Below are 26,039 nucleotides of genomic sequence, written 5' to 3'. Positions count from 1 at the left end.
CTCCTGAAAAACAAACCTTTTCTCCGGCGTGATGCGACCGGCCTCCCCTTGGCACTATTGCTTTTCTCCGGCGACAATGCCGGAAGCCGACCAGGTTCCCTGAACCGCGTGGAAATCACCGATGACACCCTGGTCGTTGCCGTTCGGTCCGCTGACGACAGACGTCTGCAGCTCTCCGTTCAAACCGGATGGGCCCGACAGCGGGCCGGAAAACAGGTTGCCGTCTGCGATGCTCTGTTCGGAGACCGTGGCACTCATCGTCCTGTCGTCGAAATTGGCGATCGTTGCCGTTCCGTTTCGGGTTGAAAAGTCGAGAGACATGCTGAAATCGCCGGCCGCCAGATACTGCGATGTGCCATTGACCACGTTGCCAACGGCATGACCGGCATAGGTTGCCGTGCCCGTGCTCGGCAGATCGGCAGAGTTGGTCACCTGCCCGGCCACCCAGGTCCCGATCTGGAATGTGTCAAACCGATCGGCGGCGAAACTGCTGTCGCTGGTCTCGACCTTCGAACCCCAATAGCCCCATTCCAGAAAATCACAGGTGCACTTGGTCTTGCCGGCGAAAAGTGGCGCGTCGGCGTCGTTTACCAATGTGCTCGAAATCAGATAGCTGCTGGGCGTGGTGCCCTGCTTGACCGCAATCGTGTCACCGGTGCTGTTGGTCACGGATGTCCCGGCACCATTGGTGGTCTCGATGGCGGCAAATGTGTCCGTGTCAACGAAAACGGACTGTCCGGAACCGGACTGTTCGCCAAAGGCAAACGTATACTTGTTGACCTCGCTGTCGCTATCATTGACATCGTCGAGCGTCATGGTGGCATAAAGAGAGCCGTTCTGGCCGTCAAAACTGATCTCGAAATCACCGACTGTGGATGTGCCAAAAACCAGCGGCCCGACGAATGGCGACCCATAGTTGAAGCTGGATTCCAGGGCACCGGCGGCATAGCCCGTCAGCGTCCGGCTTGTACGGTCCAGCGTGGAAAGCTCGGTCTCGCTCGACAGTTCGGCAACATGCATCGTGCCGCTCATCTGGTCGGTGGAGGTGATCCCGGTCGGCACCGAGACATAGCCGTCGGTGAAGGTTCCGCCGTCCTCCAGATTGCCCGGACCAAGCAACATGTAACTGGCATTGTTTCCAAAGATCGTACCGCCGGTTCCGCCCTCGAGGCTTTCCACCTGCCCCCCATAAAGGGCCGCAGAGTTTGCCGCCGCCGTCCGGTGGCCTCCGCGCCGCTCACCACTCAAAACCAGAGTGCCGTTTTCGTTGCCAATGTCACCCAGCGAGACAGACACAAAGGAAGCCTGACTGCTGTCCCCCGTCGACAGATACATCGACGCGGCGACGTAGCGGGCGCCGTCCAGTGTGCCCGAACTGCTTTCCAGAACCTTCAGACCGCTGCTTTTCACATTCGACAAGAAGCCTGTCCCAAGATCCTCGGCAATGGAGGGGTTCAGGAAAAGGGCATTCGAGGTTGCGGCCTGCAACGTGTCGGTTTCGCCCACCGATGCCAGCTGAAAGGCGGTCAGAACGTCTCCGTGCAGCGTGTAGGACCTGACTTTTTCAGTGTCTGTGCTGTCAAACGTGTCGAAATTGGTGGCTTCGCCATAAAGGCCATAGAAATAATCGGTGCCGCCATAGTTGAAGGTCGGGTCCGTGCCGGGCTGGGTCGCGATGAAATGGACAAAATAGCCGAACCCCTCACCGGTAATCCGCTGACCGCGCGCGTTCTGGACAATTGTGCCGTCAATTGAGGGCGCATCGGGGATGAAGCCGGTATTGTAGGCCTCGACAATATCCCCGTCTGCATTGATCGACTGCGTGAAATACTCGTTCACCGTGTCATCCGGATCAAAAACATAGATGTTGGTCCCATCGGCTGTTCCCGTCCACAACCGGTAGGTACTGGTCTGCGTATCAGGCTGCCGGGTGAACGTGACGACCTGGTCGAAACCGGACGCGCCGCCGACAACACCCAGTGTGCCCGGCGCGAGATTGAGCGCGGTCGTGCCATTGAAGGTCGTGCCCGCGCGCAGGACCCGAGCCTGATCCGTCGTCCCTGACTGCGCCTGTTCGGTCTTCAGATCCTGGGTCGTGGTGTCCTGGGTCAGCACCTGGACCTGGAGCTGCGTGTCGACGCATTCCTGAACGGCGTTTGCGATTTGCGTGAGCGGTTTGGAGCGCGGCAAGGTCGTCACGCTCTGCAATCCCGCGATGATGCCGGACAGACCCGAGCCGACAATCTGTCTGTCGGTGGGCTTGCGCAGCGTGCCTCCATTCTGGGATCTGTTGGTCAGCGCCGTCTGGACGGAGCCGAAATCGGCGGCTGTGCTGCGACGGATGCGCGTTCCGCCCGCCCCCACTTCCATCGAGTAACCCGCCTTGTGAATGCGGGACTTCCGGCCGTCCGGGCCGGTGAAGGTAAGGTCCTTGCCGAAAATCAGTGAGAAAACAGGCGGACTGGACGTCAGGTTGAGATTGGCGATCCCTCCCCGAATGCCGATCGTCCCGACAGGCGTTTTGACCGTGACACCGCCCCGCTTCTTGCTGAGCTTGCCCCCGACGAAGCGGGCAACACCCTTGCCGAAGGTCGCAACCAACTTGCCACTGCCGGCATTCGGGTCATAGACGAATTCATCGATCACAAGGTCTGAATTGGCACCCACGGTGAACGTCGAACCGTCGACCAACAGAACCTGAACCAATCCGGTGCCGCTGGTTTCGATCCGCTCATTGTAGATGACATTGTCACCCAGCACCTTTGTGCTGCGCGCCCCGCCCGGCGGTGTGCCGAAGGCATCCGTGTTTACGGCAGCAGCAACCCCAACATCGTTGGCGTGCGCCGGCAGACCCACTGCCCAACCACTCAACAGCAACATTGAAAACAGAGAGCCTGGAGAGAGCAACATACGGCCTGTCAGCTTGGTCAAGTGCATCTGTCTCTCCTAGAAGGACTTTGTCAGCGACAAAAGCGCCGACGCGTTGGAGTAGGTTGCCAGGTCATAGTTGGAATACTGACGGCGGAATTCCCCGTTCACTCCGAGGGCCAGATCCGGACGGAACGGCACCGACAAGCCGGTTCGGACCCAGCCTTCACGGTCTTCCTGCGCCCTTGCCGGATCCACAAACGGGTCCGGAGCTTCGTAGGAGCGGTAGATAAATCCGGCCTCCAGATCCAATGACCAGGGCTGCCGGAGCTGTTTAACCGGCGAGGCAAAACGAACCGTTGCCCCGACACCGCCACCGGCTTCCCAGCTCTGTGTCCAGGCTTCCTTGGTCTCTTCAAAATCGGCAAGCACCAGGGCACGCAGCGTGACCGTCGGCGAGACCTTCCGGGAGACGGTCGCCGCGAGACGCAGATAGGACCCGGCGCGGTTCGACACTGTCGGAAACTCGGCTGTGTCGTTGTACCACCTGCGGCGCCAATCGATTTTGGTGTCCACCAGAACAGTGGGCGTTACCTGGGACACCAGGCGCGCGCCAACGCCAAGCGCCCCGTTGTAGTTTGCATGATTGAGACGAATGCCGGCCGCAATCGCGTAAAGGCCCAGGCGCGTGTCGTCGATATCGAACCGTTCAAGATTAAGCGACGGCCCGAGGGTCAGTTCGGCAAGCGCGGTGTCCAGCCGAACGATGTCCGCATAACGGGCACCGTAGAAAAGGAACTCGGTCTCTAGCAGGTCTCCCTGCGTGCCGAGGTCGTAGGTGGCTTTGACACGCCCGGCGAGAAAGGCATTGGTATCGGCGGTTCCCGTCGCGGTGTCATCGAGCAGGAACGTACCGCCGTTGAGATCGACCCGGCGGCTGCCGGGCGCCGCATTGGCGTTGCTCTGATAGCGTATGCCGGTTACCACCGCAGCCCGAAAACTTGCCGGGTCTTCCTGCTTGTCGAGTGTGGTCAGATAGAGGCTAACACGCGCTTCCACTTCGGGCGGCACATTCGTGGCGTTCAGTGTCTCCTGAAAATAGTAACGTGCGGTCTCCGTCGATCCCAGCCGAAAGTAAAGGACACCCAGCTCCAGCTGCACCCGAGGCAATCCGGGCGCATAGATCAGCATGCGCTCAAGCGTGGCGATGGCTGCTTCGTAGTCGCCCAGCAGCGACGAGACCATTGCATATTCGAATGCGGCATCGAGATCGTCCGGGGAGGCCAACATCACTTGCAGAAGAGCCGCCTGACGTGCCGCCAGGGCTTCAGGCGTCTGTGAACCGGTCGCGTCCGAAGCGATTTCCTGCGCAGACGAGGCAGTAGTCATCATCATCGGAAGTGTCAGGCCAAGGCACACGACAACAGCCACGCTCCTGAAGAACGCCGCGCACTCTCGCCCTGCCCATTGAGTGACCCTGTTCAAAAAAACTCATCTCCTGCTTCTGAAAAGCGGAGTACGCACACCACTGAAATAACTGTCGAATGCCCACGGAGTGAGCACACGCCGAAACAAGCTCCTATCTTAAAATTCATTTACCTCTAGGGCAATGCCGCTGGGGCAACCATGATCGATGCCCTTTACAACAAAAAGGCGCGCCGTTGCCGGCGCGCCTCGCAGCTTAAATGGCGTGTAAGAGCTTATTGCTCGGTAATCCGGCCGTCGGTAAAGGGCTTGTAGCCGTCTTTGGCAGCAATGAAGTCCGCCACAACAACTTCCAGGCCTGGACCGTAGTCATAGGCATTCATGCCGTTTTCGGCAAAAACCTTGTAGCCGTCACCACCGCCACGCATGTAGTTGTTGGAGACAACGCCGTAGGTCTTGTTTTCGTCGATCGGCACCCACTCACCGTCTTCCTGGACCTCCACGACGAGGACGCGGCCTTCGTTAGCAGCCTTCTTGCGGGTCCAGGAGAATTTCAGACCGGCAACCTGCGGGAAACGACCCTTGCCTTCCTCGACCTGGGAGACACCGTTCTCAAGGGCTGCAATGACGTCCGAGCCTTTCAGCTGGAATGTCGCCAGCGTGTTCTGGAACGGCAGGACCGTCAGGACTTCGCCCATGGTGACTTCGCCCGCATCGATGGAAGCACGCAGGCCACCGCCATTCTGGATGGCGATCTGAACACCCTGGTCCCTGACGCGGTCAAGCATGGCGTCGGCGACAAGGTTGCCCATCTGGCACTCGCCGGACCGGCAGGACCCACGATCACCATCGATAGCGGCTTCAGAGGAGCCGATGACCTTTGCCTTGAGCTCTTCGATCGGAGCGGCCAGTTCGGCAACACGAGCCAGAACCTCCTCGTCCGGGGTCACGGACGCGTCCAGCAGGATCGGCTCGCCTTCGGCCTTGATCACGTTGCCGTCGTCATCCCAGGTCACATTGATCTCGCCCAGGAACTTGCCATAGGCATAGGCCTGTACGATCGGCACGTCCTGGCCGTCCGGGTTCTTGACCAGAACCGGATATGGCCCCTTGGCACGCTCCTGCGTGTTGGACAGCAAGGTGTGGGAGTGACCACCGACGATCAGGTCGATGCCCGGCACGGCAGCCGCAATTTCCATGTCGCGCGGCAGGCCCATGTGGGTCACGGCGATGATCTTGTTTACGCCGGCCGCCTCAAGGCTTTCGACCGCGCCTTTCAGATAATCTTCGGCCTGAATGAAACGCACACCTTCACCCGGGGAAGACGTATCGACGGTGTCTTCGGCCAGTGCGGAGACGATGCCGATCTTTTCGCCGCCTTTTTCAACGATCAGAACGCCAGGCACCTTGCCCTTGAGCGTCGGCTCTCCGTTGACGTCAATATTGCCGGACAGGATCGGGAATTCGGCTTTCTCGATGAAATTGGCAAGGCCTTCCGGGCCGTCGTCAAATTCATGGTTGCCGACGGCCATGACATCGATGTCCATGCCGTTCAGGAACTCAACGGCGGCATCGCCCTTGTAGGTGGTGTAGAACAGCGACCCCTGAAACTGGTCACCTGCATCAACCACAAGAACGTTCTTGCCGTCGCCATCCAGCGCCGCGCGCCGCTCGTCCAGCTTGGACTTGATCCGGGCAACACCGCCAAAACACTTGCCTTCCGCTTCAGACTCGGCATTGCAGGTGCTGTCATACTTGTTGATCGATTCAATGCGCGAATGCAGGTCGTTCAAATGCAGAACGGTCAGCGAATAATCGGCATAGGCCGCCGTTGACAGCGCCGTGGTAACGGACAGCACTGCGGCGCTCAGAATGTGTTTTTTCATCGGACCCTCGCCCTTGGATAGGTTGGTGTTGCCGTCCCGGGATACGCACCCGAGACCGGCTCCCGGTGTTGTTATTGACCGGAGCAACCACCAAAGGGGCGTGTCCTTTGCGATGGACACAACCGGGTTCGATGGTGCTCGGGCCGCCGGTATAGGAAGATCTTGGTGCAGTTTTGTGACAGCCGCAAGAGCTGGAGGGGGTGAAACTGAAAAAAATTTTGCTGGATAAATATTTTTGCAGAGCCGCTCAAAATTCGCGCATTTCTGCCGACCTGAAGATCATCTTTTGAGCCCTGAGGCCCGATCAGAGGTGATCCAGCCGCTTTCCACGGCTTCGACCAGGCCACAGAGACAGGGTCTCACCCGGCATCCTGACCAGGGAGTTCTTACAAAGTTCACGGTTTGAGAAGCGTCTTGTTAGCCAGCAAATCTGTTGTTCAACAGATCAGTTCCTCCGCAGGATCACTCCTCCGGAAAATTGCTTTCATCGATATCGTCGGTTTCCACGACCGGAATGGTATAGCCTTCGGAAAACCAGCGATTGAGATCGATCTTGGCGCAGCGGTCGGAACAGAAGGGATAGGCCGCCGGTGTCGACAGTTTGGAACAGATCGGACAGGGGCGCATGCGCCGTTCGGGTTTCTCGCTGTCTGCCAAGGGTATCTCCGTTCTTGCCGCGCCATCTCACCTGCCGGTCAGGCGGCCGCTGTTGCCCAACCCTGATGGACCGGGTAGCCGGCGGCGCCCAGGAGGTTGGCGGTTTCCACCAGCGGCAGTCCGACTACAGCCGGATAGGAGCCGACAAGCTTGACGACGAAGCTGCCGGCCAGTCCCTGGATCGCATACCCACCGGCCTTGCCGCGCCATTCGCCGGAAGCGATATAGTCGTCCATATCCTTGCGGGAGAGCCGTTTGAAGCGCACCCGCGTCTCCACGAGCTTGGACCGAACCTTGCCGTTGGCCTCGGCCACGGCAACACCGGTAAAGACGCGGTGTCCGCGCCCGGACAGAAGCGACAGGCACATCAGCGCCTGGTCGGTCAGCTCCGCCTTCGGCAAGGCTCTGCGACCGACTGCCACCACCGTGTCGGCGGCCAGCACAACACTGTCGCGCAACTGGTCGGAGGCGTCCGCCGACTGGCGCACTGCTTCCGCCTTGGCCCGTGCCAGGCGCAGCGCCAAGCTGCGCGGCGTTTCGTGTTTTTTCGGCGTTTCGTCGATGTCGGCCGGCAGGAGATGATCCGGTTCAAGACCGATCTGCTGCAACAGCGCCAGTCGCCGCGGCGAGGCGGAAGCCAGGATCAACTGTGGGGTAGTGCTCATCTGCGCGCGCCTTGCAGCCGTCACCGGATAGGCCGCTTACTTGAAGCGGTAGGTGATCCGACCCTTGGTGAGATCGTACGGGGTCATTTCGACCAGAACCTTGTCACCCGCCAGGACGCGGATCCGGTTCTTGCGCATGCGCCCGGCGGTGTGCGCGATGATTTCGTGGTCATTTTCAAGTTTTACGCGGAACGTCGCATTCGGCAACAGTTCTGTCACGACGCCCGGAAACTCCAGAGCTTCTTCTTTGGCCATTTGATATCCTGAATAGAGCGGGCCCTGCCCGCGGGTGCCGCGGAACCTAGCGGATTAGGGGGAAAAAGTGAACCTTTCTTTCGGCTCCTGTGCAAAGAAAGGTCTCAGGGTGCGAAACACGGGCTGAGAAAGTACAATCGACCGTTCATTTTTCCTGCGAGACGGCCTGGTGCCGCCATTCTTCCTGCAGCAAAGCATAGTAAAACTCCTCGTCCCAGCCCCCCTTGAAAAGCGCATGTTCCCGGAAATGCGCCTCCCTGCGCATGCCGAGCCGTTCCATCAGGCGCCAGGACGGGTCATTGCGGGCATCGCAACGGCCAAAGATTCGATGCAGATCAAGATCGGCAAATCCGATGTGCAGCAATGCACCGACAGCCTCCGTCGCATATCCCTTTCCCTGGTGGGCCGGGTGCATGGAGAAACCGATCATTCCCTGGCGGGCTGCCGCATCGGTCACCTGCAGCATGACATCGCCAATCAGATCCCTGCTCTCGCGGATCTCCACGGCAAGTTCCAATGTCCCCTCCCCGTTCAGCCGATAGAGCGTCACCCACTCTGCGAGCTTCAAGCGGATCTCGTCCAGGCTGCGCGGCTCCCAGAACTGATACCGCGCGACCTCCGGCAACGACTGATAGGCATGAACGGCGGCGGCGTCGGTTTCCCGAAACGGCCGCAGCAAAAGCCGATCGGTTGTGACAGGCGACGAGATCTCGTAATCCATCTTCATATGTGCCGCACAAGTCTCGGGAGCAACGTTCAATTCACTGAGCTTTTTCAAATGATACAAATGCTTCCAGACAATCCTGAGAATACACACCTGCAGCAGTGAGGGCGTCCAGCATCAGCACCAGCCCATTTGTGCGCTCATTGAGCAAGTTCGCCTTTTTTACAAAATTCTCAATCATCGCAAACGTGCTCTTGGGAAGTTTTTGTTCAAACATTTCTTTGCTGCAAGCAGTCATCGCGATGGTCATGATCCCTTGAAACTTGCGCCGGGAAAACTCTCTGTCACTTTCACGAAACTTATATGCCTCAAGGCGGCGAGATAAAGCCTTTTCCGCATCCTCAAAAGTTTCATAGTTCTTGTCGTCGTCAGCTGATGCGAACTCCAAACCGAAATAGAAATTGTGCCCTTCCATTGAAAACTGACTGAGTAACAGGCTCGTATCCATTAAAAGTGTTTCCAGTTCATTCAGTTCGGTTGGCATTCCGTCTTTCAAAGAAAATCTTTCCAACTTTCCCGCGTGGGCAAAGTCAGTTGAAAACAGAGTCGGCAATGAAAGACACAGAAAAACAAAAACTCTTCGTAGCATATTATTTCCTCATAGAATTTTTTTCATGAAACAATCAGATCTTATTATCAACGATTCAACTCGCTGGTAAGGCTGGCTTGAATAGTTAGTGGTCAAAATCTTCGCAATCAGAAAAACCGAGACCACGTTATCCACTCGGCGGCGGTGCCCAGTCGAGCCGCTTCTTGATGCGCATCATCAGCTGGTCGCGCACCGCTCTGTATTCGGAAAGAATCTGGTCCCGGCTGCCGGTCGCCAGTGTCGGGTCCATGGTCGGCCAGTACTCCACCTCGACAGCGTCGGTGCGTGTCATGTCCAGGGCCTTGTGGTGGGCCTCAGGCGCCAGCGTCAAGACCAGGTCAAAACCGGATTCGTCTAGATCTTCAAACGTCTTGGGCTGATGCCGGCTCATGTCGATGCCGATCTCTGCCATGATGGCATCCACGAACGGGTCGATCTTGCCGGAGCGTACGCCCGCCGAGCGCACATAGATCTGGCCGGGAAAGAGTTTTTCCGTCAGGGCCTCGGCCATGGGAGAGCGTACGGAATTCATCCCGCACGCAAAAAGAACCGCAGTCGGACGCAGGCCCGGCCCGGTCATCAGCCCTTCCAGTGCAACGCGTAGACGAGGGTAAACAGACGCCGTGCGGTCTGCATGTCGACCTCGATTTTGCCGGAAAGCCGCTCCATCAGGATCGCGGAGCCCTCGTTGTGGACGCCGCGGCGGCCCATGTCGATCGCCTCGATCTGGCTCGGTGTCGCGTGCCGGATCGCCTCGTAATAGCTTTCGCAGATCAGATCGTAATCCTTGACGATCTTGCGCAGGGGCGACAGGGACAGGACATGCGTGACCACCTCGCCGTCATCCTCGGTGCGAATCCGCAAGACGAGCTTTTTCTCGACCACCGAGAGATTGAGCACATAATTCGCGGTGGGATGCCCCACCGGCTGGAACGTGTTTTCCTCAATCAGGTCATAGATCGCAACAGCACGGTCGTGCTCGACTTCAGGCGTCGAGCGGGCAATGGAGGCTTCATCCAGGACCACGTCCACCAGCCGGCTGCCGGTCTGCTGTGGATCGGATTGCGGTTCGCTCATCCTGATGAAGCCTCTTTGTTCTGCCTGCCTACAAGTTCAGCCTGATGGAAACAGAGCGGGCATGCGCCGACAACCCCTCCGATTCTCCAAGTGCGATGGCCGCGGGGCCAAGCTGTCGCAGATTGTCAGGATTGCATTTCAAAATCGAGGTGCGTTTTACGAATTCCAACACGGACAGGCCGGACGAGAACCGGGCCGAGCGCGCCGTCGGCAGAACGTGGTTGGACCCGCCGACATAATCGCCAATCGCCTCCGGCGTATAGTGCCCCAGGAAAACCGCCCCGGCATTGCGGACCTTTTTCAGGAGCGCTTCGGGATCGGCAACAGCCAGTTCCAGGTGCTCCGGTGCGATCCGGTTGGCGAGCGGCATGGCTCCTTCCAGGTCATCCACCTGGATGATGGCACCGAAATCCTGCCAGCTGGCGCGCGCGACCTCTTCGCGCGGCAAGGTCTTCAGCTGCGCCTCGACCGCCTTTTCCACCTCGTCTGCCAGCTCGGCACTGTCAGTGATCAGGATCGACTGGGCGGCGGTGTCATGTTCAGCCTGGGCCAGAAGATCGGCCGCCAGCCAGTCCGGATTGTTTTCGCCATCGGCCAGGATCAGCACCTCGGAGGGGCCGGCGATCATGTCGATGCCAACCGTGCCGAACACCCGGCGTTTGGCCGCCGCGACAAAGGCGTTGCCCGGCCCGACGATCTTGGCGACCGGTGCGATCGTTTCCGTGCCATAGGCCAGCGCGGCAACCGCCTGGGCGCCGCCGATGCGATAGATTTCCGAAACGCCGGACACTCTTGCAGCCGCCAGAACCAGCGGGTTGAGCACACCGTCCGGGCTCGGCACGACCATGACGATACGTTCCACGCCGGCGACCTGCGCCGGAACCACATTCATCAGGACCGAACTTGGATAGCTGGCCAGGCCGCCCGGCACATAGACACCGACGGCCTCGACAGCCGTCCAGAGCGAACCAAGCTCAACGCCGATGGCATCGGTGTAGCGGTCGTCCTTCGGCATCTGGCGCGCGTGATGCGACTTGATGCGGTCATGGGCGAGCTGGAGCGCGTCAAGCGTCTCGGCCGGCACCTGGCTCAGGGCCGCCTCGATCTCGGCTTCGGATACCTTGAGTTCCGCCATGGACCCGGCCTCAAGGCGATCAAACCTGGCGGTATAGTCCAGAACCGCGCGATCGCCTTCCGTGCGCACGCGGTCCAGAATGTCCCGAACGATCTGGTCGACGTCTTCGGAGACTTCCCGCTTGCCGGCCAGAAGCGCCTTGAACTGGTCCTCAAACCCGGTATCGCTGCTATTCAGGCGTAGAACCACGCGTCACTCCATTTGCTCAGGTGCCCGGCACCGGTCAATTTCCAGTTTAGTTGTTCAGCTGAGATCGTGCTGTGGCAGGTTCGGTGTCGACCAGGCGGCGCCCAGATCCGACAGCTGGGCCTCGATGCATTCCACGTCGAGTTCCAGGCTGGCCCCGCCGGCAAAGGCCAGCAGGATCTTGCCGGACGGTTCTTCACCAGCTTCGAATGTCACGGCCAGCAGCTCCAGCACGGCGCCCTTGGCCCGCTGGTTGATGTTCTGCGCTTTCATCGCCGTGACCTGCGCAAAGGCAAGTGCAGACCGGCGGCGCTCATGTTCCTTCGACCGCTTGTCGGCTTCCTTGTCCCAGACAAAGCGGTTCAGCACGAACACCGCCTTCTGCTCCTTGGGCAGGTAGCGGATGTCGGCGACCGTCAAGACGGCGTCCTGAAGGTGGGCGGAGAGAACCTGAAGATCCTCCAGATCAAGGGCGGCGAGTTTCAGCTGGTCCATTTGGTCTTGTTCTGATCCGGTCAATCGTTCTGTGGCAGAAGGCATATAGGCGATTTTCGCCCCGCCCCCAAGTGGGATGACCTAATGGGGAATTGGCACTTTGGCAATGTGCAATCCTGTCAGACCCGGCATGCTGCCAACTATGGCCCCTCATCGACCCGCTGGCGCAGGTCCTTCTTGACCTCGTCGAGTGTCGCGATGCGCATGAAGACGCGCCGTCCGAGCCAGAGGCCGAAGACCAGCAGAAACAGAGCCAGCGTCGGACCATAGGGCGCCTGCACGAAGACAACCGCCACCATGCCGGCCATCGCGAAGGAGACCTGGATCAGGAACCGGATTGTCTGTGCACCCATGATCGTCCGCTCCTGAATTGTGAGATCCCCGATGACACGACCGGCACCAGCGCCGCTGATCTTGCAATCCACCGTGTCATCCAAGAAACTGCCCCAATGATCAAGATAATGCCAGCACTGGCGAGAGCGACATGAAGAAACTGCTGTCCGGCCTTGTTCTCGTTGCCGGCCTTTTCGCCCCTGCCACGGCCCCGGCGCAGGACTTCACGGAAAAGGTCCTTGGCGAGACAATCTATGTGCCCGCCTATTCGCGCGTTTTTTCCCATCCCAACCGGTCGGACCTTCTGGCGGCCACGCTGGCGGTTCACAATGTCGATCCGGACACGGAAATCACGCTGACCCGCGTGGATTATCACGGCGAGGATGGCAAGTTGCTGCGCGCGCTCCTGGAGGCCCCTGTCACCCTTGCGCCGCTGCAATCGAGCACCGCACTCATTCCGATCAACGATACAAGTGGCGGGGTCGGCGCCAATTTCCTCTTGGAATGGACGTCCGAAACGCCCGCCCTCAGCCCGATCGCGGAAGCGATCATGACCAGCGGCAGCGGCGGCCCCGGGCCGTCCTTTGCCTCACGCGGACGGGTGATCGAACGGAAATTGGCGGGCGACTAGAGCACTTCCCGCGATCAGCCGGAAATGCGCTCGATCTGTGCGCCGCAGCGGGTGAGCTTGTCTTCCAGGCGTTCAAAACCGCGGTCGAGGTGGTAAACGCGGCTGACCGTGGTTTCACCTTCCGCCGCCAGGCCGGCAATCACCAGCGAGACGGATGCGCGCAGGTCGGTGGCCATCACCGGCGCGCCGCGCAAGGTCGAGACACCGTCGATGGTTGCCGTGCGGCCGTCAATATGGATCTGGGCGCCCAGGCGCGCCAGTTCCTGGACATGCATGAACCGGTTTTCGAAGATCGTCTCGGTGATCCGGCTGGTGCCGCCCGCCTTGGTCATCAGCGCCATGAACTGCGCCTGAAGATCTGTCGGGAACCCCGGGAACGGTTCGGTGGTGACGTCCACCGGCTGGATGCCATTGCCGTTCCGGTAGACCTTGATCCCGTCCGGTGTCTGGGTGATGTCCGCTCCGGTCTGGCGCAGGGTATCCAATGCGGCATCCAGAAGATCGGTGCGGGCGCCCTGAAGCAGCACGTCGCCACCTGTCATGGCAACAGCCATGGCATAGGTGCCGGTCTCGATCCGGTCCGCCACCACGGCGTGATGGGCGCCGTGAAGGCGCGGCACGCCCTGGATACGAATGGTTTCGGTGCCCTCACCTTCAATGCGCGCGCCCATGGCCTTCAGGCACTTGGCCAGATCGACGACTTCCGGCTCGCGGGCCGCGTTGACGATTTCCGTCTCGCCCGCCGCCAGCGTTGCCGCCATCATGATGGTGTGGGTCGCGCCGACGGAGACCTTCGGAAACTCCACGCGGCCGCCTTTCAGGCCACCCGGCGCCCGAACGACCACATAGCCGCCGTCGATCTCGATCTCCGCGCCAAGCGCGGTCAGGCCGTCAATGAAGAAATCGACCGGACGCGTGCCGATGGCACAGCCGCCGGGCAGCGACACGCGCGCCTCGTGGCAACGGGCCACCAGCGGGCCGATGACCCAGAAACTGGCACGCATCTTGGAAACAAGTTCATAGGGCGCGGTCGTGTCGACAATCTCGCGTGCGGTCAGATTGAGCGTCTGACCGGCCAGTTCATCCTGGCCGCTGCGCTTGCCATTGACCGAATAGTCGACGCCGTGATTGGACAGGATCTGCATCAGCTGGGCAACGTCGCGCAGGCGCGGCACATTCGACAGCGTCAGGGTTTCATCCGTGAGGAGCGAGGCGATCATCAGCGGCAGCGCCGCGTTTTTTGCGCCCGAAATCGGGATGGTTCCGTTCAGCTCCGTACCGCCAACGACCTTGATACTGTCCATGTTTTTCCCCGAACCAGCCCGCGCGCCCCGCGCGGTCATCCCTAGAAAGTGCTCAACCAGAGCCAGCGGTCTACACGCAACTTATGGCCCATGCAAGGCAGCGACGCGCCCGCTTTCGGGCAATTTCGCGGCCGGCCACCGGGCAACCGGCGCACACAAGCACGCATCATCCGTCCTTGCGCGCCTTTGCAGCGGATTTGCGACGACGCAGGTTGGCTCTCAGCGCTTCTGCCAGCCGCTCGTCCTTCGATTTGACCGCCGCCTTATCCGCCTTTTGGTTCGCAGGTGTCCCCTCAGCCTCTTCACCTTCGGCAACAGCCTGGTCTTTCAACTCTTTTTCGCTCATGGCGCCCTTGTCCATCTTGCCGGTTTCCTCTTCTTACCAACCGGGCACAGGCTTGCAAAGCCCGCGCCGGCGCCCGGAATTGGCTCGCGCGCGCCAATTAAAGAGACGTCCGAGCGCCCCGCCCTCTCCGTCTTTCAAGGCAGGAGACAGATTTCTCGCGCAGGCGGCCCGCCCTTGGCCCCTTGATTAATATCCACAGGGGTCTCTCCAGCCGGCAGGACCGGCTTTTGGCCACTTTCCTGCAATCCCTGCAGCCGCTTTCTTCGCCATCCGGCACGTCTTGAAAAAAATGCAAAACTCCGCTTGCGTCCCCAGGGCTCTTATGGCAAAAGCCCCCTCATTCCGGTCGGCGCCGCTGATCGGGGCCAGCTTCCGCGTCCCAAACGCCCGGCGTTTTCAACGCTCCGGCCCGGACCTGGAAAGCGTCCACCAGCGACGCATAGGCTGCCGTAGCTCAGGGGTAGAGCACTCCCTTGGTAAGGGAGAGGTCGAGAGTTCAAATCTCTCCGGCAGCACCATTCCAAACCACCGACATCTCAGAAAACACCACCTCTCCCAATGTGGCCCCCCGCGCTCGGCAAAGCTTTGCCAATCGGCTGCCTGTGATGCCGCGAGCCGGAGCTCGCGAAAAACGGCCTCCCTGGCTTTACGCGGCGTTTTCCGGCCAGAAAGGCTTCCGGAACGGTTGTGACCTCCGCCACCTGAGGCTAGGGTTGTGCAGTTGCCGTTGCACAAGTCCTGGTCAGGCAAACGGGAGAAGCACATGGTCGATTTCGAGGCACTGGACGAGCGGCTGGAACAGGCTGCGCGGCGCAGGATCAGCGCGACGGAAAGCGAACGGGAAACCACGCTGGCCTCGCTCGACGGCGACCCGCTGACCAGCGAACCGAACACCAGCCGGCGGCGCGCTGCGTCCCTCAGGCGGGAAGCCAGCATCAGCAACCGGCCGTCGGGCGCCGAAGCGCGGCAGGGACCGCGGAGCAATTTTGTGCCCGTGGCCTTTCTGGAGGCGGGTGCCATGGCCGCACGATCGGTTGCCCGCGTGTCGCTGTTCGGCGGCTCCAGAACCGGAACAGGGTTCCTGATCTCCCCGGATCTCTTCATCACCAATTTCCATGTGCTGCCCAGCCCGGACCACGCCAATGCGGCTGAAATCGAGTTCGAGCTGGAAGTTGATCCGAGCGGGCGGACACGGCCGCAAACCGTCTACCGCCTGGATGCCGACCGGTTGTTCATCGCCAGCGACGTCGATCTTCTCGACTATGTCATCGTCGCCGTCGGCGAGCGTGTGTCCGGCCCACGCCAGCTGCAGGACTTCGGCTACAACGCGCTGTCGGCCTCAGCCAACAAACATGCGATCGGCGAATTCGCCAATATCATCCAGCATCCGGACGGGCGGCCCAAGGAGGTCGTGCTGCAGGACAACCTGATCGCCGCCCGCTACGAGACCGCCCTGCATTATCTCGCCGACACCGAACCCGGTTCCTCCGGCTCGCCGGTGTTCAACAATCTGTGGCAGGTGATCGCCCTTCACCACTGGGGCGCGGTCAAGGACCCAGGCGCGCATCCGACAGGTTTTGCCCCGGATTCCGTCAATGAGGGCATCCGGATCAGCCGGATCGTCAAGGACATCACCGAGCAGCAGGACGGTTTGGCCGTTCCGAGACGCGAGCTCGTCATCAACGCGCTCGACAGGGGCAATTCCGCCCGCCCCTATGAGACAACACGGTCCCGCAAGGACACGGAGCCGGTCGCCGCACCCCACCAGCGTGTGAATGCGGACGGCACGGTCACCTGGCAGTTCCCGGTGGAAATCACGGTCGGCGTCGGCGGCGCCGGTCATGCGCCGGCCACTCCGGCGCACATCGCCCCGCCCGAACACCAGTCCAGGGCTTCCACCGACACCAGTACCGGCACTGGCAGGCCCTTTGGCCCGGAAGCGCGCGACATGAGCGCGCTGGCCGCGTCGGAGGGCTACGACCAAAATTTCCTGCCCGGTGTGGTTATTCCTCTGCCCGAAATCCGGGACGGTGTCGCCGTGGACCTCTTCCCACAGTTTCAGCGCCGCTGCCGGCCGAGCCACGAGCTTGCCTATACGCATTTTTCGGTCGTCATGCACAAGGCGCGCAAGATGGCCATGCTGACGGCCTGCAACATCGACGGCGAATCCGTGTTCGGCCTGACCCGAAAAACGGGAGAAAGATATCTATACGCCGACAGGCCCCAGGCGATCAGCGCCAGGCTTGCCGAAGCCGCCGAGGCCTCCAGCTGGTTCTACGACGACAGGATTGGCCGGGAATTTCAGACCGGCGCCCCTTTTTACGACCGGCGGAACAACAACCGGCTGGCTCCTGGCGAGGACCAGGGTTTTGCCGCAAGGATCGATTTCTCGCGCGGGCATATCGTGCGCAGGCTCGACCCGGTCTGGGGCACGCTGGAACAGGGACTGGCCGCTGACGCCGACAGCCACGCCTGGCCCAATGTTGCGCCGCAGACGTCCAAGTTCAATGCGCATAATCGCGATTCCTCCGACTGGTCTCCGGGGGAGGAAAAGCGTCTTTGGGCCGCCCTGGAAAACGCCATCCTGCGCGCCGCCCATGACGACAAGAAGCGGATCACTGTGTTCGGCGGTCCCATCTTCTCCGTCGACGATCCGGTCTATGCCGGCCTGCCGGACAACGAATACCGCCGCCACGTGCCGCTGGAGTTCTGGAAAGTTGCCTGCTGGCTTGGCGAGGACGGCGATTTGCGCAGCCTGGCGATGCGCGTCAGCCAGCGCGACACGTTGCTGCGGGCCGGAGCGGAAGCCCTGGACGACACAGCGTCGCTGCTGGCGCTCAAGGATTTTCTGACCACCGTCGCCAAACTGGAAGAAGACATCGACATGCGTTTTCCGGATGTCGTCAGACAGGCAGATATCCGGCGCGGCCGGCAAGGCGAGGAACTCGCAACGCTTTCGCTGGAGGAGACGTTGGACAGGGTGTCACCGACGCGCTGATTCCTCCCGAACGGGTCGTTTGACGGACGGCGGAGACAAATGGTGCAAGAGCGTAGCCGTTGTCTCAGGTTTGCCGGTCGCAAATGATGAAAAGGGTGCGAATTCGGCCAGGCCCCTCTCAACACCCGGAATTTGAGAGACCGACAGGCCGCGCGCAAGCAACACGCGCAATTCCCGGGTTGCTGACAGGTTACCGGACTTGAGCAGCACCACGTGCTTGCCGTCCTCGACCAGCGCGCTCATGTCCTCAATGATTTTGGCATCTTGTCCGCGCGGGGCGCCAAGCTGCTTTTTGATGACCACCCTCTTCGCCTCCCGGCGGGCGAGTTCCAGGACATCGTCCTCGACACACGCGTCAAAAAAGATCACGTCGGCCGATTGCAGGGCCCGGACGGCTTTCAGTGTCAGAAGTTCCGCGTCTCCGTCGCCTGTGCCCACCACGGAAACACGTCCCCTCCCCGTTTCGGCCGCTTCCTGAAACAAGGATCCGACATCGCATCCCAGGGGGTCTTTTGGTGCCGTCTTTCCCGAAAAGGCCAGATCCGTGAACCGTTCCCAGAACCGGCGACGTTCCGCACCGGCCTTGAGGGTCTCCAGCACGCGGCCACGCACCAAGCCGGCAAAGGCGGCCCAGGCCTGAAGCGAGCGCGGCAAGAGCGCCTCGATGCGGCGGCGGATGGCCTGACCGAGGATCGGAGCGACGCCGTTGGTGGAGATGCCGATCACAACGGGCGAGCGATTGACGATGGAGCCGAACTGGAATTCGCAGAAGCGCGGGGTGTCAATGACATTGACCGGAACGCCAGCGGCGCGGGCCGCGCAATAGAAGGCCTGGGCTTCGCCCTCGCTACCGGCGTCGGCTATCGCCAAAGTTGCCCCTTCGAAACTGGTCGCACTCCAGGGCTGCCTGTGGTGGATGAAGGTCCCGCCTGCCCCTCCCTTTTCAAGGAGTGCAGCGAAACCTTCGTCCAGTTCTTCGGCAAAGATGTGAACGCTCGCGCCGGACGCTGCCAATAGTTCCGCCTTCCAGCCTGCTGCTTCCGTGCCGCCGGCCAGAACAACCTTGCGGCCGTCCAGGCGGAAGAACAGAGGCAGACTTGCGAGCGCTTCAACACGCGGCGGTCTGCGACGCGTGCGTTTTTCAACCGGCTTGTGCGATCTTGGCATCGTCGGCGATGTCCTTGCTGCTGGCATCGAGGAGGGACTGGATCTCGGAGCGGCAGGAGCCGCAATTGGTGCCGGCCTTCAGGCAGGTTCCAACGGCCTGGACCGTTGCAGCCCCTCCGCCAATGGCCGCCTGGATTTCGTTGACGCCAACCTGGAAACAGGAACACACGATTGCGCCCTTGTCCGGGCTGCCGACCGGCGGACCGCCGGCCAGAACCTTGAACCGGGTTTCCGTCGCAATCTGTTCGGTCAGCAGCCCACACGCCCATGGCCGCGACACGGCAACCGGATCCGGTCCGAAAAAGAAGGCGCCCTTGAAGGTTGCGTCTTTCCACCCCGCGATACGCAGCAACCCTTTGCCCGGGTCTTCAAACCTCAAGAGGTCGACATCGGATGTCAGGTACCGAGCCGCGAAGGCAACATGGTCGCGGTCGTCCGCGCCGGCCATTTCAACGCGCCAGCCGCCCCGTGTCGGCGCAATGGCCCAATAGTCACACTCGAGCTGATCCGGCTTTTCCTGCAGCACCGCAAAGCCATGCCAGGCAAATACGCGCTTCTTCAGCGCGACCGGTGTGAATTTGGACCCCGGCTGGCCGGAGACCGGATCGGTTTCCGGTGCAACCACCGTGTCGATCCGGGCCCTTGAGGACACCTGATCAGTCCAATGGATGGGTACGAAAACGGACCCCGGCTGCGCGCGCTCGGATATTTGGGCCCGCACCAATGCCGATCCGTGCGGGCTGGTCACGTCCACCAGATCCGCCGCTGCAATGCCGGCCCGCCGGGCATCTTCTGGATGCAGTTCCACATAAGGCTCTGCGATATGGGACAACAACCGACCCGTCTTGCCCGTGCGCGTCATGGTGTGCCACTGGTCGCGAATGCGGCCGGTGTTGAGCACAAACGGATAGCGGCGCTCGGTCTTTCGCACCGCTCCCTGCCTGACGGCAATGAACGCCGCCTTGCCGTCGTGCGTGAAAAAACCGCCCTTTGCAAAGAAGCGGGTTTCGGCCGCCGGTGCTTCACCTTGCGCCTGTGGCCACTGGATCGGATCCAGCGCGTCAAATGCCTCCTGAGACAGGTCTTTCAGCCGGCCGATGTCAAAATCACGGCGGCCCTTGTTCTCAAAGCCAGACAGTGCGGCATGTTCCCGGAAGATCGCATCCGGCCCCGAATAGGCAAAGGCCTCGGCAAAGCCCATGCGCTGCCCCACCTGGCTAAGCTGCCACCAGTCTGGCCTCGCTTCTCCAGGCAAGTCCAAAAAGCCGCGTTGACGTGAAATCCGGCGCTCGGAGTTGGTGACCGTGCCATCCTTTTCGCCCCAGGCTGCAGACGGCAGCAGCACATCGGCATAAGCAACCGTGTCGGCGGCACGGGTCACGTCGGAGACGACGACGAACGGGCAGGTTTTCAGCGCCGCTGCAACCGCATCCGCATCCGGCAGACTGTCAACCGGGTTGGTGGCCATGATCCAGAGCGCCTTGATCTTGCCCTCGCCAACAGCCCGGAAAAGATCGACCGCCTTGAGCCCGGCCTTGTCCGCGATCTCCGGGCTTTTCCAGAAGGACTGGACCAGGGCCCGGTGATCCGGGTTTTCCAGCGCCATATGGGCGGCAAGCATGTTCGCCAGACCGCCGACCTCACGCCCGCCCATCGCGTTCGGCTGTCCGGTCGCGGAGAACGGTCCCATACCCGGCCGCCCGATGCGACCGGTGGCCAGGTGGGTGTTGATGATCGCATTGACCTTGTCGGTGCCCACCACTGACTGATTGACGCCCTGGCTGTAGACTGTGACGGTCTTTTCCGTGCGAGCCACCATTGTGTAAAAGGTCGCCAAAACCGCTGGCGACAGACCGGTTTCTTCCGCGATCCGGTTGATTTCGCAAGGTCCGGCAGCCTCCAGCGCCTGCCGGAACCCATTGGTATGCGCGGCGATGTAACCGTGGTCGAGCGTGTCGGATTCCGCCAGAAATGCCAGAAGGCCATTAAAGAGCGCAACATCCGTATCCGGCTTGAGCGCGAGGTGCAGGTCCGCCAGTGCGCAGGTCGCCGTCTCACGCGGATCGATCACCACAACACGCATATTGGGGTTGGCCGCCCTGGCTGCCTCGACCCGCTGGAACAGCACCGGATGGCACCAGGCGAGGTTCGAACCCACCAGCACCAGGAGGTCGCTGCTCTCCAGATCCTCATAGGTGCCCGGCACCGTATCGCTGCCGAAGGCGCGCCGGTGACCGGCAACGGAAGAGGCCATGCACAGCCTGGAATTGGTATCGATATTGGCCGAGCCGATGAACCCCTTCATCAGCTTGTTGGCAACGTAATAGTCCTCGGTCAGGATCTGCCCGGAGACATAAAAGGCAACACTGTCCGGACCGTGTTCACGGATTGCGTCCGTGAATTTTTCCGCCACCAGGTCGAGCGCCGTCTCCCAGCTGGTTTCCCTTCCGCCGACTTCCGGTTGAAAGAGCCTGTCATCAAGCGACAGGGTTTCTCCAAGAGCCGATCCCTTGGAACAGAGCCGGCCGAAATTGGCCGGGTGATCCGGGTCACCGGCAATGGACACAGATCCATCCTGTTTGACTGTAGCCAGCACACCGCACCCGACCCCGCAATAGGGGCAGGTTGTCTTGACCGTTCTTTCCGGTTCTTGTGCGGTCATGCGCCGGGACTCCTTGGGCTTTCCTCGATTTTATGGATGGTTGTGTCTGGTGTCAGCGCGCCATGCGGCGGGCCAGATCGTCGGCGGCAAGCAGCACCTTGCCCTCCTCGACCCTGGCTGCAGTGACAGGCACCGCCCCCTCATCGGCACCACGTGCCAGGCCGGTGGCCAGATCAAAGACCCAGTTGTGCAACGGGCAAGTCACGGACGTGCCGTGCACGATGCCCTGGCTCAGTGGTCCGCCCTTGTGCGGGCAGCGGTCGTCCAGTGCAAAGACGTCGTCGTCTACGGTCCGGAAGACGGCGATGCAGCCCGCATCGGTCTTGACCACCCGCGCGCCCTCGCGCGGGATATCGGCAAGGTCGCCGATGGCGACCCAGTTTCTGGTTTCCGCGTTCATTCGGCAGCCTCCCGGGTCAGAACAGCCATCGGCTTGAATTCGTGCTTGTCCTTGCCGGAGACCCGCTCGGACCATGGATCAACCTGGGCGAATTTCTGGGAAAAGACGAAGCGGTCAAAATAGGCTTTCCTGCGTTCCGCATCGTCCAGGATCTGACTGCGGATCTCGTCATAGCCGATACGCTTGGCCCATTTGTAGATGCGCTCCAGATAGTGTCCCTGTTCGCGGTACATCTGGGTGAGCGCAACGATGTGCTCGAGCGCCTCGTCCTCCGTTTTGACCAGCCCGAGCACTTCCGTGCCCTTGATGTCGAGACCGGCGGCACCTGCGAAGTGGATTTCAAATCCACTGTCGACACACACAACTCCGATGTCCTTGCAGGTGGCTTCCGCGCAATTGCGCGGGCAACCGGAGACAGCCAGTTTGAGCTTTGCCGGTGTCCAGGACCCCCACATGAATTTCTCGATCCGGATCCCGAGACCGGTGGAATCCTGCGTGCCGAAGCGGCACCAGTCCGAACCGACACAGGTCTTGACCGTCCTGAGCCCCTTTGCGTAGGCCTGACCGGAGACGAACCCGGCCTTGCCGAGATCTTCCCAGACCGCGGGCAGGTCCTCCTTCTTGATGCCAAGCATGTCGATGCGCTGGCCGCCGGTGCATTTCACCGCGGGAATGTTGAACTTGTCGACCACATCGGCAATTGCCCGCAACTCCTTCGATGACGTCATGCCACCCCACATGCGCGGGACCACCGAATAGGTGCCATCTTTCTGGATGTTGGCGTGAACACGTTCGTTGATGAACCGCGACTGGTAGTCATCGGCATATTCATCCGGCCAGTCGGAGACGAGATAATAGTTCAGCGCCGGGCGGCACTTGGCACAACCGCCGGAGGATTTCCATTCCAGTTCCTGCATGACGACAGGAATGGTCTTGAGACCCTTGGACTTGATCAGGCGCCGCACCTCGCTGTGGCCAAGATCGGTACAGCCGCACATCGGCGTCACTGCCGCCGGATTATAGGCATCGCCAAGCGTCACCTGCATGAGCTGTTCGACAAGCCCGGTACAAGTGCCGCAGGATGCCGATGCCTTGGTGTGCGAACGCACATCATCGAGCGCGGTCAGGCCTTTCTCATTGATCGCGTTGACGATCGTTCCCTTGCATACGCCGTTGCAGCCGCAGATTTCCGCATCATCCGGCAAGGCTGCAACGGCCGCCGTAGGGTCCAGGGGGGCGCCCCCCTGATAGGCCTGGCCGAAGATCAGTGTCTCGCGCATTTCCGAGACATCCGATTGTTTTTTCAAAAGGTCGAAGAACCATGGTCCATCGGAGGTTTCGCCGTAAAGCACCGCTCCGATGATCCTGTTGTCCTTCAGGACCAGCCGCTTGTAGACGCCCGCAGTGGCATCGCGCAGGACGATTTCCTCACGGTCCTCGCCCTCGGCAAAGTCACCGGCCGAATAAAGATCGACACCGGTGACCTTCAGCTTGGTCGCTGTCACAGACCCGGTGTATGCGGCGCTTCCCTCCAACAGGTTATCAGCGATCACTTCCGCCATTTCGTAGAGTGGAGCGACGAGGCCGTAGCACTGGCCGCGGTGTTCGACGCATTCACCGAGGGCAAAAATATCCGGGTCGCTGGTGCGCATGTCGTCGCCGACGAGAATGCCGCGATTTGTCTCCAGCTCCACGGCTTTGGCGAGATCCGCCGACGGACGAATTCCAACCGCCATGACAATGATGCTGGCTTCGATCTCCGTGCCGTCATCCAGCCGGATCGCCTTGACCCTGCCGGTGCCGTCATCGACGATTTCGTGACTGTTGGCCTTGGTCAGAACATCGATGCCCCGGCGCTTGAACTCCTCTTCCAGGAGAAAGCCGGCAGCGGGGTCGAGCTGGCGTTCCATCAGGGTTGGCATCAGGTGCAGGACAGTGACGTCCATGCCCTGCATCTTGAGACCGGCGGCAGCTTCCAGACCCAGAAGGCCACCCCCGATGACAACGGCGCGCCCGCCCAGCTTGGCAGCGTCCAGCATCTTGTCGACATCGTCGAGATCGCGATAGGTCAGAACGCCCGCAAGATCCTTGCCAGGCAACGGAATGATGAAGGGATTGGAGCCTGTCGCTACGACGAGCTTGTCATAAGGTGCGGTGATGCCCGTCTCCGAGGTGACCGTCTTCCCGGCCCGGTCGATCTCGGCAACACGCGCCGACTTGTGAAGCGTGACGCCGTTTTCGGCGTACCAGTCATCCCCATGAGTGATGATGTCTTCGTAGGTCTTTTCACCGGAGAGAACCGGCGACAGCATCAGCCGGTTGTAGTTCACACGCGGTTCGGCGTTGAAGATGGTGACGTCGTAGGCATCCTTGTCCTTGTCGAACAGGTATTCGAGCATCCGCCCCGGGGCCATGCCGTTGCCGACAACGACGAGTTTCTTTCTTGTCATGATTTCCCTCCCCTGGCCTATTCGGCAGCCTCGACCGCAGCCCGTTGACGGGCCAGGCGGGCGGCGCGTTTTTCCTGGATGGATTTCAACTGGTCTTCGCTCGGATCAGCCCCGCCCTCATAGGCTTCCAGGAAGTCCAGAAGCTCTTCGCGGTAGGCGTAGTAATCCGGGTGGGCGAGCAGTTCCTTGCGCGAGCGCGGCCGCGGCAGGTCCACTTCCATGATATTGCCGATGCGGGCGTTCGGCCCGTTCGACATCATGACGACGCGGTCGGCGAGCAGGATCGCCTCGTCGACGTCATGGGTAACGCAGATCGCCGTCACCTGAGTTCGTTTCCAGACGTCCATCAAGACGTCCTGCAGCTCCCACCGGGTCAGGCTGTCCAGCATGCCGAACGGTTCATCGAGCAGCAGCAGTTTCGGAGAAAGCGCGAAGGCACGGGCAATGCCGACCCGCTGCTTCATGCCGTTCGACAGATCCACGGCCGCTTTCTGCATGGCATCTGCCAGGCCAACCTTCGACAGGTAGTATTCAATGACATCCCGCTTCTCTGCCTTGGAGGCATCCGGATAGACCTTGTCGACCCCAAGGGCGACATTCTCGTAAGCCGTCAGCCAGGGCATCAGGCTCGGAGCCTGGAACACCACGGCACGGTCGGGGCCAGCCTGGGTCACGTGTGTACCGTCCAGGACAATGGCGCCTTCCGTGATCGGGTTCAGACCGGCGACCATCGACAGCACCGTGGACTTGCCGCATCCGGAATGGCCGATCAGGGTGATGAACTCCCCCTTCTTCATCTTCAGCTCGAAGCCGTCGACCACCGTCAGCGGTCCCTTTGGTGTGGGATAGACTTTCTTGAGCCGTGAAAACTCCAGGAAGCGGCTGTCGTTATGGGTTTCCGCCGCACGCTCATACGCGGCCGGAAGCGTGTCGTCGCCTTTCACCCGCTGGGTGATCGGCACGATGTTGGGCAGGATGATGTCCCGCTCCAGATCGGCACCGCGTTCCGCACCGACTTCCATCAGGTATTCGGTAATGTCGGCCCGAAGCTTGATGAACGCGTCGTTGTGGTTGAGCTCGCCGCGGTCCCGAGGCCGTTTGAACGGTACCTTGAATTCCGGACCGAGCGTTGCCTTTGCGCCGGGCTTCAAGGGAATGATCCGGTCGGCCAGGAGGATGGCCTCGTCGACATCGTTGGTGATCAGGAGAATGGTCTTCTTTTCCTGCTCGCAGATCGCTGCGAACTCGTCCTGCAGCTTTGCCCGCGTCAGGGCGTCAAGCGCTGACAGCGGCTCATCGAGCAGCAGCAGTTCCGGCTGCATGGCAAGCGCCCGGGCCACCGCCACCCGCTGGCGCATGCCCCCGGAAAGCTCTGCCGGTTTGCGATCGCGAGCGTGACCGAGACCGACCATCTCGATATACTTGTCACAGATCGCCTTGCGCTCTTTGGCGGACTTTTTCTTGAAGACACTGTCTACGGCGAGCGCCACATTGCCGGTGACCGAAAGCCAGGGCATCAACGAATAGGACTGGAACACGACACCGCGATCCGGGCTCGGGCCGTCGATTTCCTTGCCCTTGAAGATCACACCACCCGTGTCCGGCTCGATCAGACCGGCAAGCAGAGAGATCAAAGTGGTCTTGCCGGTTCCCGAGAAGCCGACGATGGCGATGAACTCGCCCTCGTCTACTTTCAGGTTGATGTCATCCAGGACGTCGGTCCGTTCAGCACCTTCGCCATAGGACTTGGAGACACCGGAAATTTCCAGAAAGGACATTTGGCTCT

22 protein-coding genes and 1 tRNA gene are annotated in these 26,039 nt (G+C 60.9%); 3 read left to right on the top strand and 20 right to left on the bottom strand.

Annotated elements, in window-relative coordinates:
- Window positions 1-54: 54 nt before the first annotated feature.
- The 13 genes from CHH27_RS27405 to CHH27_RS27345 form a co-directional block, all read right to left on the bottom strand.
- On the bottom strand, window positions 55-2,937 hold the full coding sequence (locus CHH27_RS27405) for a FecR domain-containing protein (protein ID WP_094074416.1): 2,883 nt from the start codon (window positions 2,935-2,937) through the stop codon (window positions 55-57).
- A 9-nt stretch (window positions 2,938-2,946) separates the two neighbouring features.
- Window positions 2,947-4,263, bottom strand: a complete 1,317-nt coding sequence (locus tag CHH27_RS27400; protein WP_157739122.1) for a lipopolysaccharide assembly protein LapB — start codon at window positions 4,261-4,263, stop codon at window positions 2,947-2,949.
- 305 nt (window positions 4,264-4,568) lie between these two features.
- Window positions 4,569-6,179, bottom strand: a complete 1,611-nt coding sequence (locus CHH27_RS27395; RefSeq protein WP_094074414.1) for a bifunctional UDP-sugar hydrolase/5'-nucleotidase — start codon at window positions 6,177-6,179, stop codon at window positions 4,569-4,571.
- A 462-nt stretch (window positions 6,180-6,641) separates the two neighbouring features.
- Window positions 6,642-6,836, bottom strand: coding sequence for a DNA gyrase inhibitor YacG (gene yacG, locus CHH27_RS27390; RefSeq protein ID WP_157739121.1), 195 nt, complete (start codon window positions 6,834-6,836; stop codon window positions 6,642-6,644).
- Between the two features lie 38 nt (window positions 6,837-6,874).
- A complete protein-coding gene (locus tag CHH27_RS27385; RefSeq protein WP_094074412.1) occupies window positions 6,875-7,501 on the bottom strand; it encodes a Maf-like protein in 627 nt (208 codons plus the stop codon).
- Between the two features lie 36 nt (window positions 7,502-7,537).
- Complete coding sequence (gene infA / locus CHH27_RS27380; RefSeq protein ID WP_006939340.1) at window positions 7,538-7,756, bottom strand: translation initiation factor IF-1; 219 nt, start codon at window positions 7,754-7,756, stop codon at window positions 7,538-7,540.
- Window positions 7,757-7,901: 145 nt separating this feature from the next.
- Window positions 7,902-8,483 carry a GNAT family N-acetyltransferase gene (locus CHH27_RS27375; protein ID WP_247646167.1) on the bottom strand — a complete coding sequence of 194 codons (582 nt, stop codon included), beginning with the start codon at window positions 8,481-8,483 and terminating at the stop codon, window positions 7,902-7,904.
- 34 nt (window positions 8,484-8,517) lie between these two features.
- Entirely contained in the window at window positions 8,518-8,964 is a 447-nt protein-coding gene (locus tag CHH27_RS27370; RefSeq protein ID WP_094074411.1) for a hypothetical protein, read from the bottom strand.
- Window positions 8,965-9,196: 232 nt separating this feature from the next.
- A complete protein-coding gene (locus tag CHH27_RS27365) occupies window positions 9,197-9,649 on the bottom strand; it encodes a low molecular weight phosphatase family protein (protein WP_094074410.1) in 453 nt (150 codons plus the stop codon).
- A complete protein-coding gene (locus CHH27_RS27360; RefSeq protein WP_094074409.1) occupies window positions 9,649-10,146 on the bottom strand; it encodes a UPF0262 family protein in 498 nt (165 codons plus the stop codon). Before CHH27_RS27360 ends, CHH27_RS27365 begins: the two co-directional genes overlap by 1 nt.
- A 28-nt stretch (window positions 10,147-10,174) precedes the next feature.
- Window positions 10,175-11,470: a histidinol dehydrogenase gene (gene hisD / locus CHH27_RS27355; RefSeq protein ID WP_094074408.1), complete on the bottom strand. Its 1,296-nt coding sequence runs from the start codon at window positions 11,468-11,470 to the stop codon at window positions 10,175-10,177.
- Window positions 11,471-11,524: 54 nt separating this feature from the next.
- The gene (locus CHH27_RS27350; RefSeq protein ID WP_094074407.1) at window positions 11,525-11,962 is read right to left on the bottom strand and encodes a DUF2948 family protein; all 438 of its coding nucleotides are present in this window, start codon (window positions 11,960-11,962) and stop codon (window positions 11,525-11,527) included.
- A 140-nt stretch (window positions 11,963-12,102) separates the two neighbouring features.
- A complete protein-coding gene (locus CHH27_RS27345) occupies window positions 12,103-12,399 on the bottom strand; it encodes a hypothetical protein (RefSeq protein ID WP_094074406.1) in 297 nt (98 codons plus the stop codon).
- A 47-nt stretch (window positions 12,400-12,446) separates the two neighbouring features.
- Between CHH27_RS27345 and CHH27_RS27340 the strand changes: the two genes are divergently transcribed.
- The gene (locus CHH27_RS27340; protein ID WP_094074405.1) at window positions 12,447-12,926 is read left to right on the top strand and encodes a DUF3124 domain-containing protein; all 480 of its coding nucleotides are present in this window, start codon (window positions 12,447-12,449) and stop codon (window positions 12,924-12,926) included.
- Between the two features lie 14 nt (window positions 12,927-12,940).
- On the opposite strand, the gene murA is transcribed toward CHH27_RS27340, so the two are convergent.
- Window positions 12,941-14,230 carry a UDP-N-acetylglucosamine 1-carboxyvinyltransferase gene (murA, locus tag CHH27_RS27335; protein ID WP_094075051.1) on the bottom strand — a complete coding sequence of 430 codons (1,290 nt, stop codon included), beginning with the start codon at window positions 14,228-14,230 and terminating at the stop codon, window positions 12,941-12,943.
- A gap of 166 nt (window positions 14,231-14,396) precedes the next feature.
- Window positions 14,397-14,591, bottom strand: coding sequence for a hypothetical protein (locus CHH27_RS27330; protein ID WP_094074404.1), 195 nt, complete (start codon window positions 14,589-14,591; stop codon window positions 14,397-14,399).
- A gap of 428 nt (window positions 14,592-15,019) precedes the next feature.
- Here CHH27_RS27330 and CHH27_RS27325 point away from each other — a divergent pair.
- Window positions 15,020-15,094: transfer RNA gene (locus CHH27_RS27325), tRNA-Thr, on the top strand.
- A 245-nt stretch (window positions 15,095-15,339) separates the two neighbouring features.
- On the top strand, window positions 15,340-17,574 hold the full coding sequence (locus tag CHH27_RS27320; RefSeq protein WP_094074403.1) for a DNA/RNA non-specific endonuclease: 2,235 nt from the start codon (window positions 15,340-15,342) through the stop codon (window positions 17,572-17,574).
- Here CHH27_RS27320 and CHH27_RS27315 read toward each other — a convergent pair.
- The 5 genes from CHH27_RS27315 to CHH27_RS27295 are packed head-to-tail and all read right to left on the bottom strand — an operon-like array spanning window position 17,560 to window position 26,031.
- The gene (locus CHH27_RS27315) at window positions 17,560-18,741 is read right to left on the bottom strand and encodes an SAM-dependent methyltransferase (RefSeq protein ID WP_094074402.1); all 1,182 of its coding nucleotides are present in this window, start codon (window positions 18,739-18,741) and stop codon (window positions 17,560-17,562) included. The genes CHH27_RS27320 and CHH27_RS27315 overlap by 15 nt on opposite strands.
- A complete protein-coding gene (locus CHH27_RS27310) occupies window positions 18,716-21,403 on the bottom strand; it encodes a nitrate reductase (protein ID WP_094074401.1) in 2,688 nt (895 codons plus the stop codon). The genes CHH27_RS27315 and CHH27_RS27310 overlap by 26 nt, the downstream gene beginning before the upstream one ends.
- Before the next feature lie 52 nt (window positions 21,404-21,455).
- Complete coding sequence (nirD, locus tag CHH27_RS27305; protein ID WP_094074400.1) at window positions 21,456-21,803, bottom strand: nitrite reductase small subunit NirD; 348 nt, start codon at window positions 21,801-21,803, stop codon at window positions 21,456-21,458.
- Window positions 21,800-24,253, bottom strand: a complete 2,454-nt coding sequence (gene nirB / locus CHH27_RS27300) for a nitrite reductase large subunit NirB (RefSeq protein ID WP_094074399.1) — start codon at window positions 24,251-24,253, stop codon at window positions 21,800-21,802. The genes nirD and nirB overlap by 4 nt, the downstream gene beginning before the upstream one ends.
- 17 nt (window positions 24,254-24,270) lie before the next feature.
- Window positions 24,271-26,031, bottom strand: a complete 1,761-nt coding sequence (locus tag CHH27_RS27295) for an ABC transporter ATP-binding protein (protein WP_094074398.1) — start codon at window positions 26,029-26,031, stop codon at window positions 24,271-24,273.
- Between the last annotated feature and the right edge of the window lie 8 nt (window positions 26,032-26,039).

This window comes from Labrenzia sp. VG12 (assembly GCF_002237595.1).
Taxonomy (GTDB): domain Bacteria; phylum Pseudomonadota; class Alphaproteobacteria; order Rhizobiales; family Stappiaceae; genus Roseibium.
The sequence above is the reverse complement of the archived record's forward strand: the minus strand, read 5'-3'. Positions and strand labels throughout refer to the sequence as shown.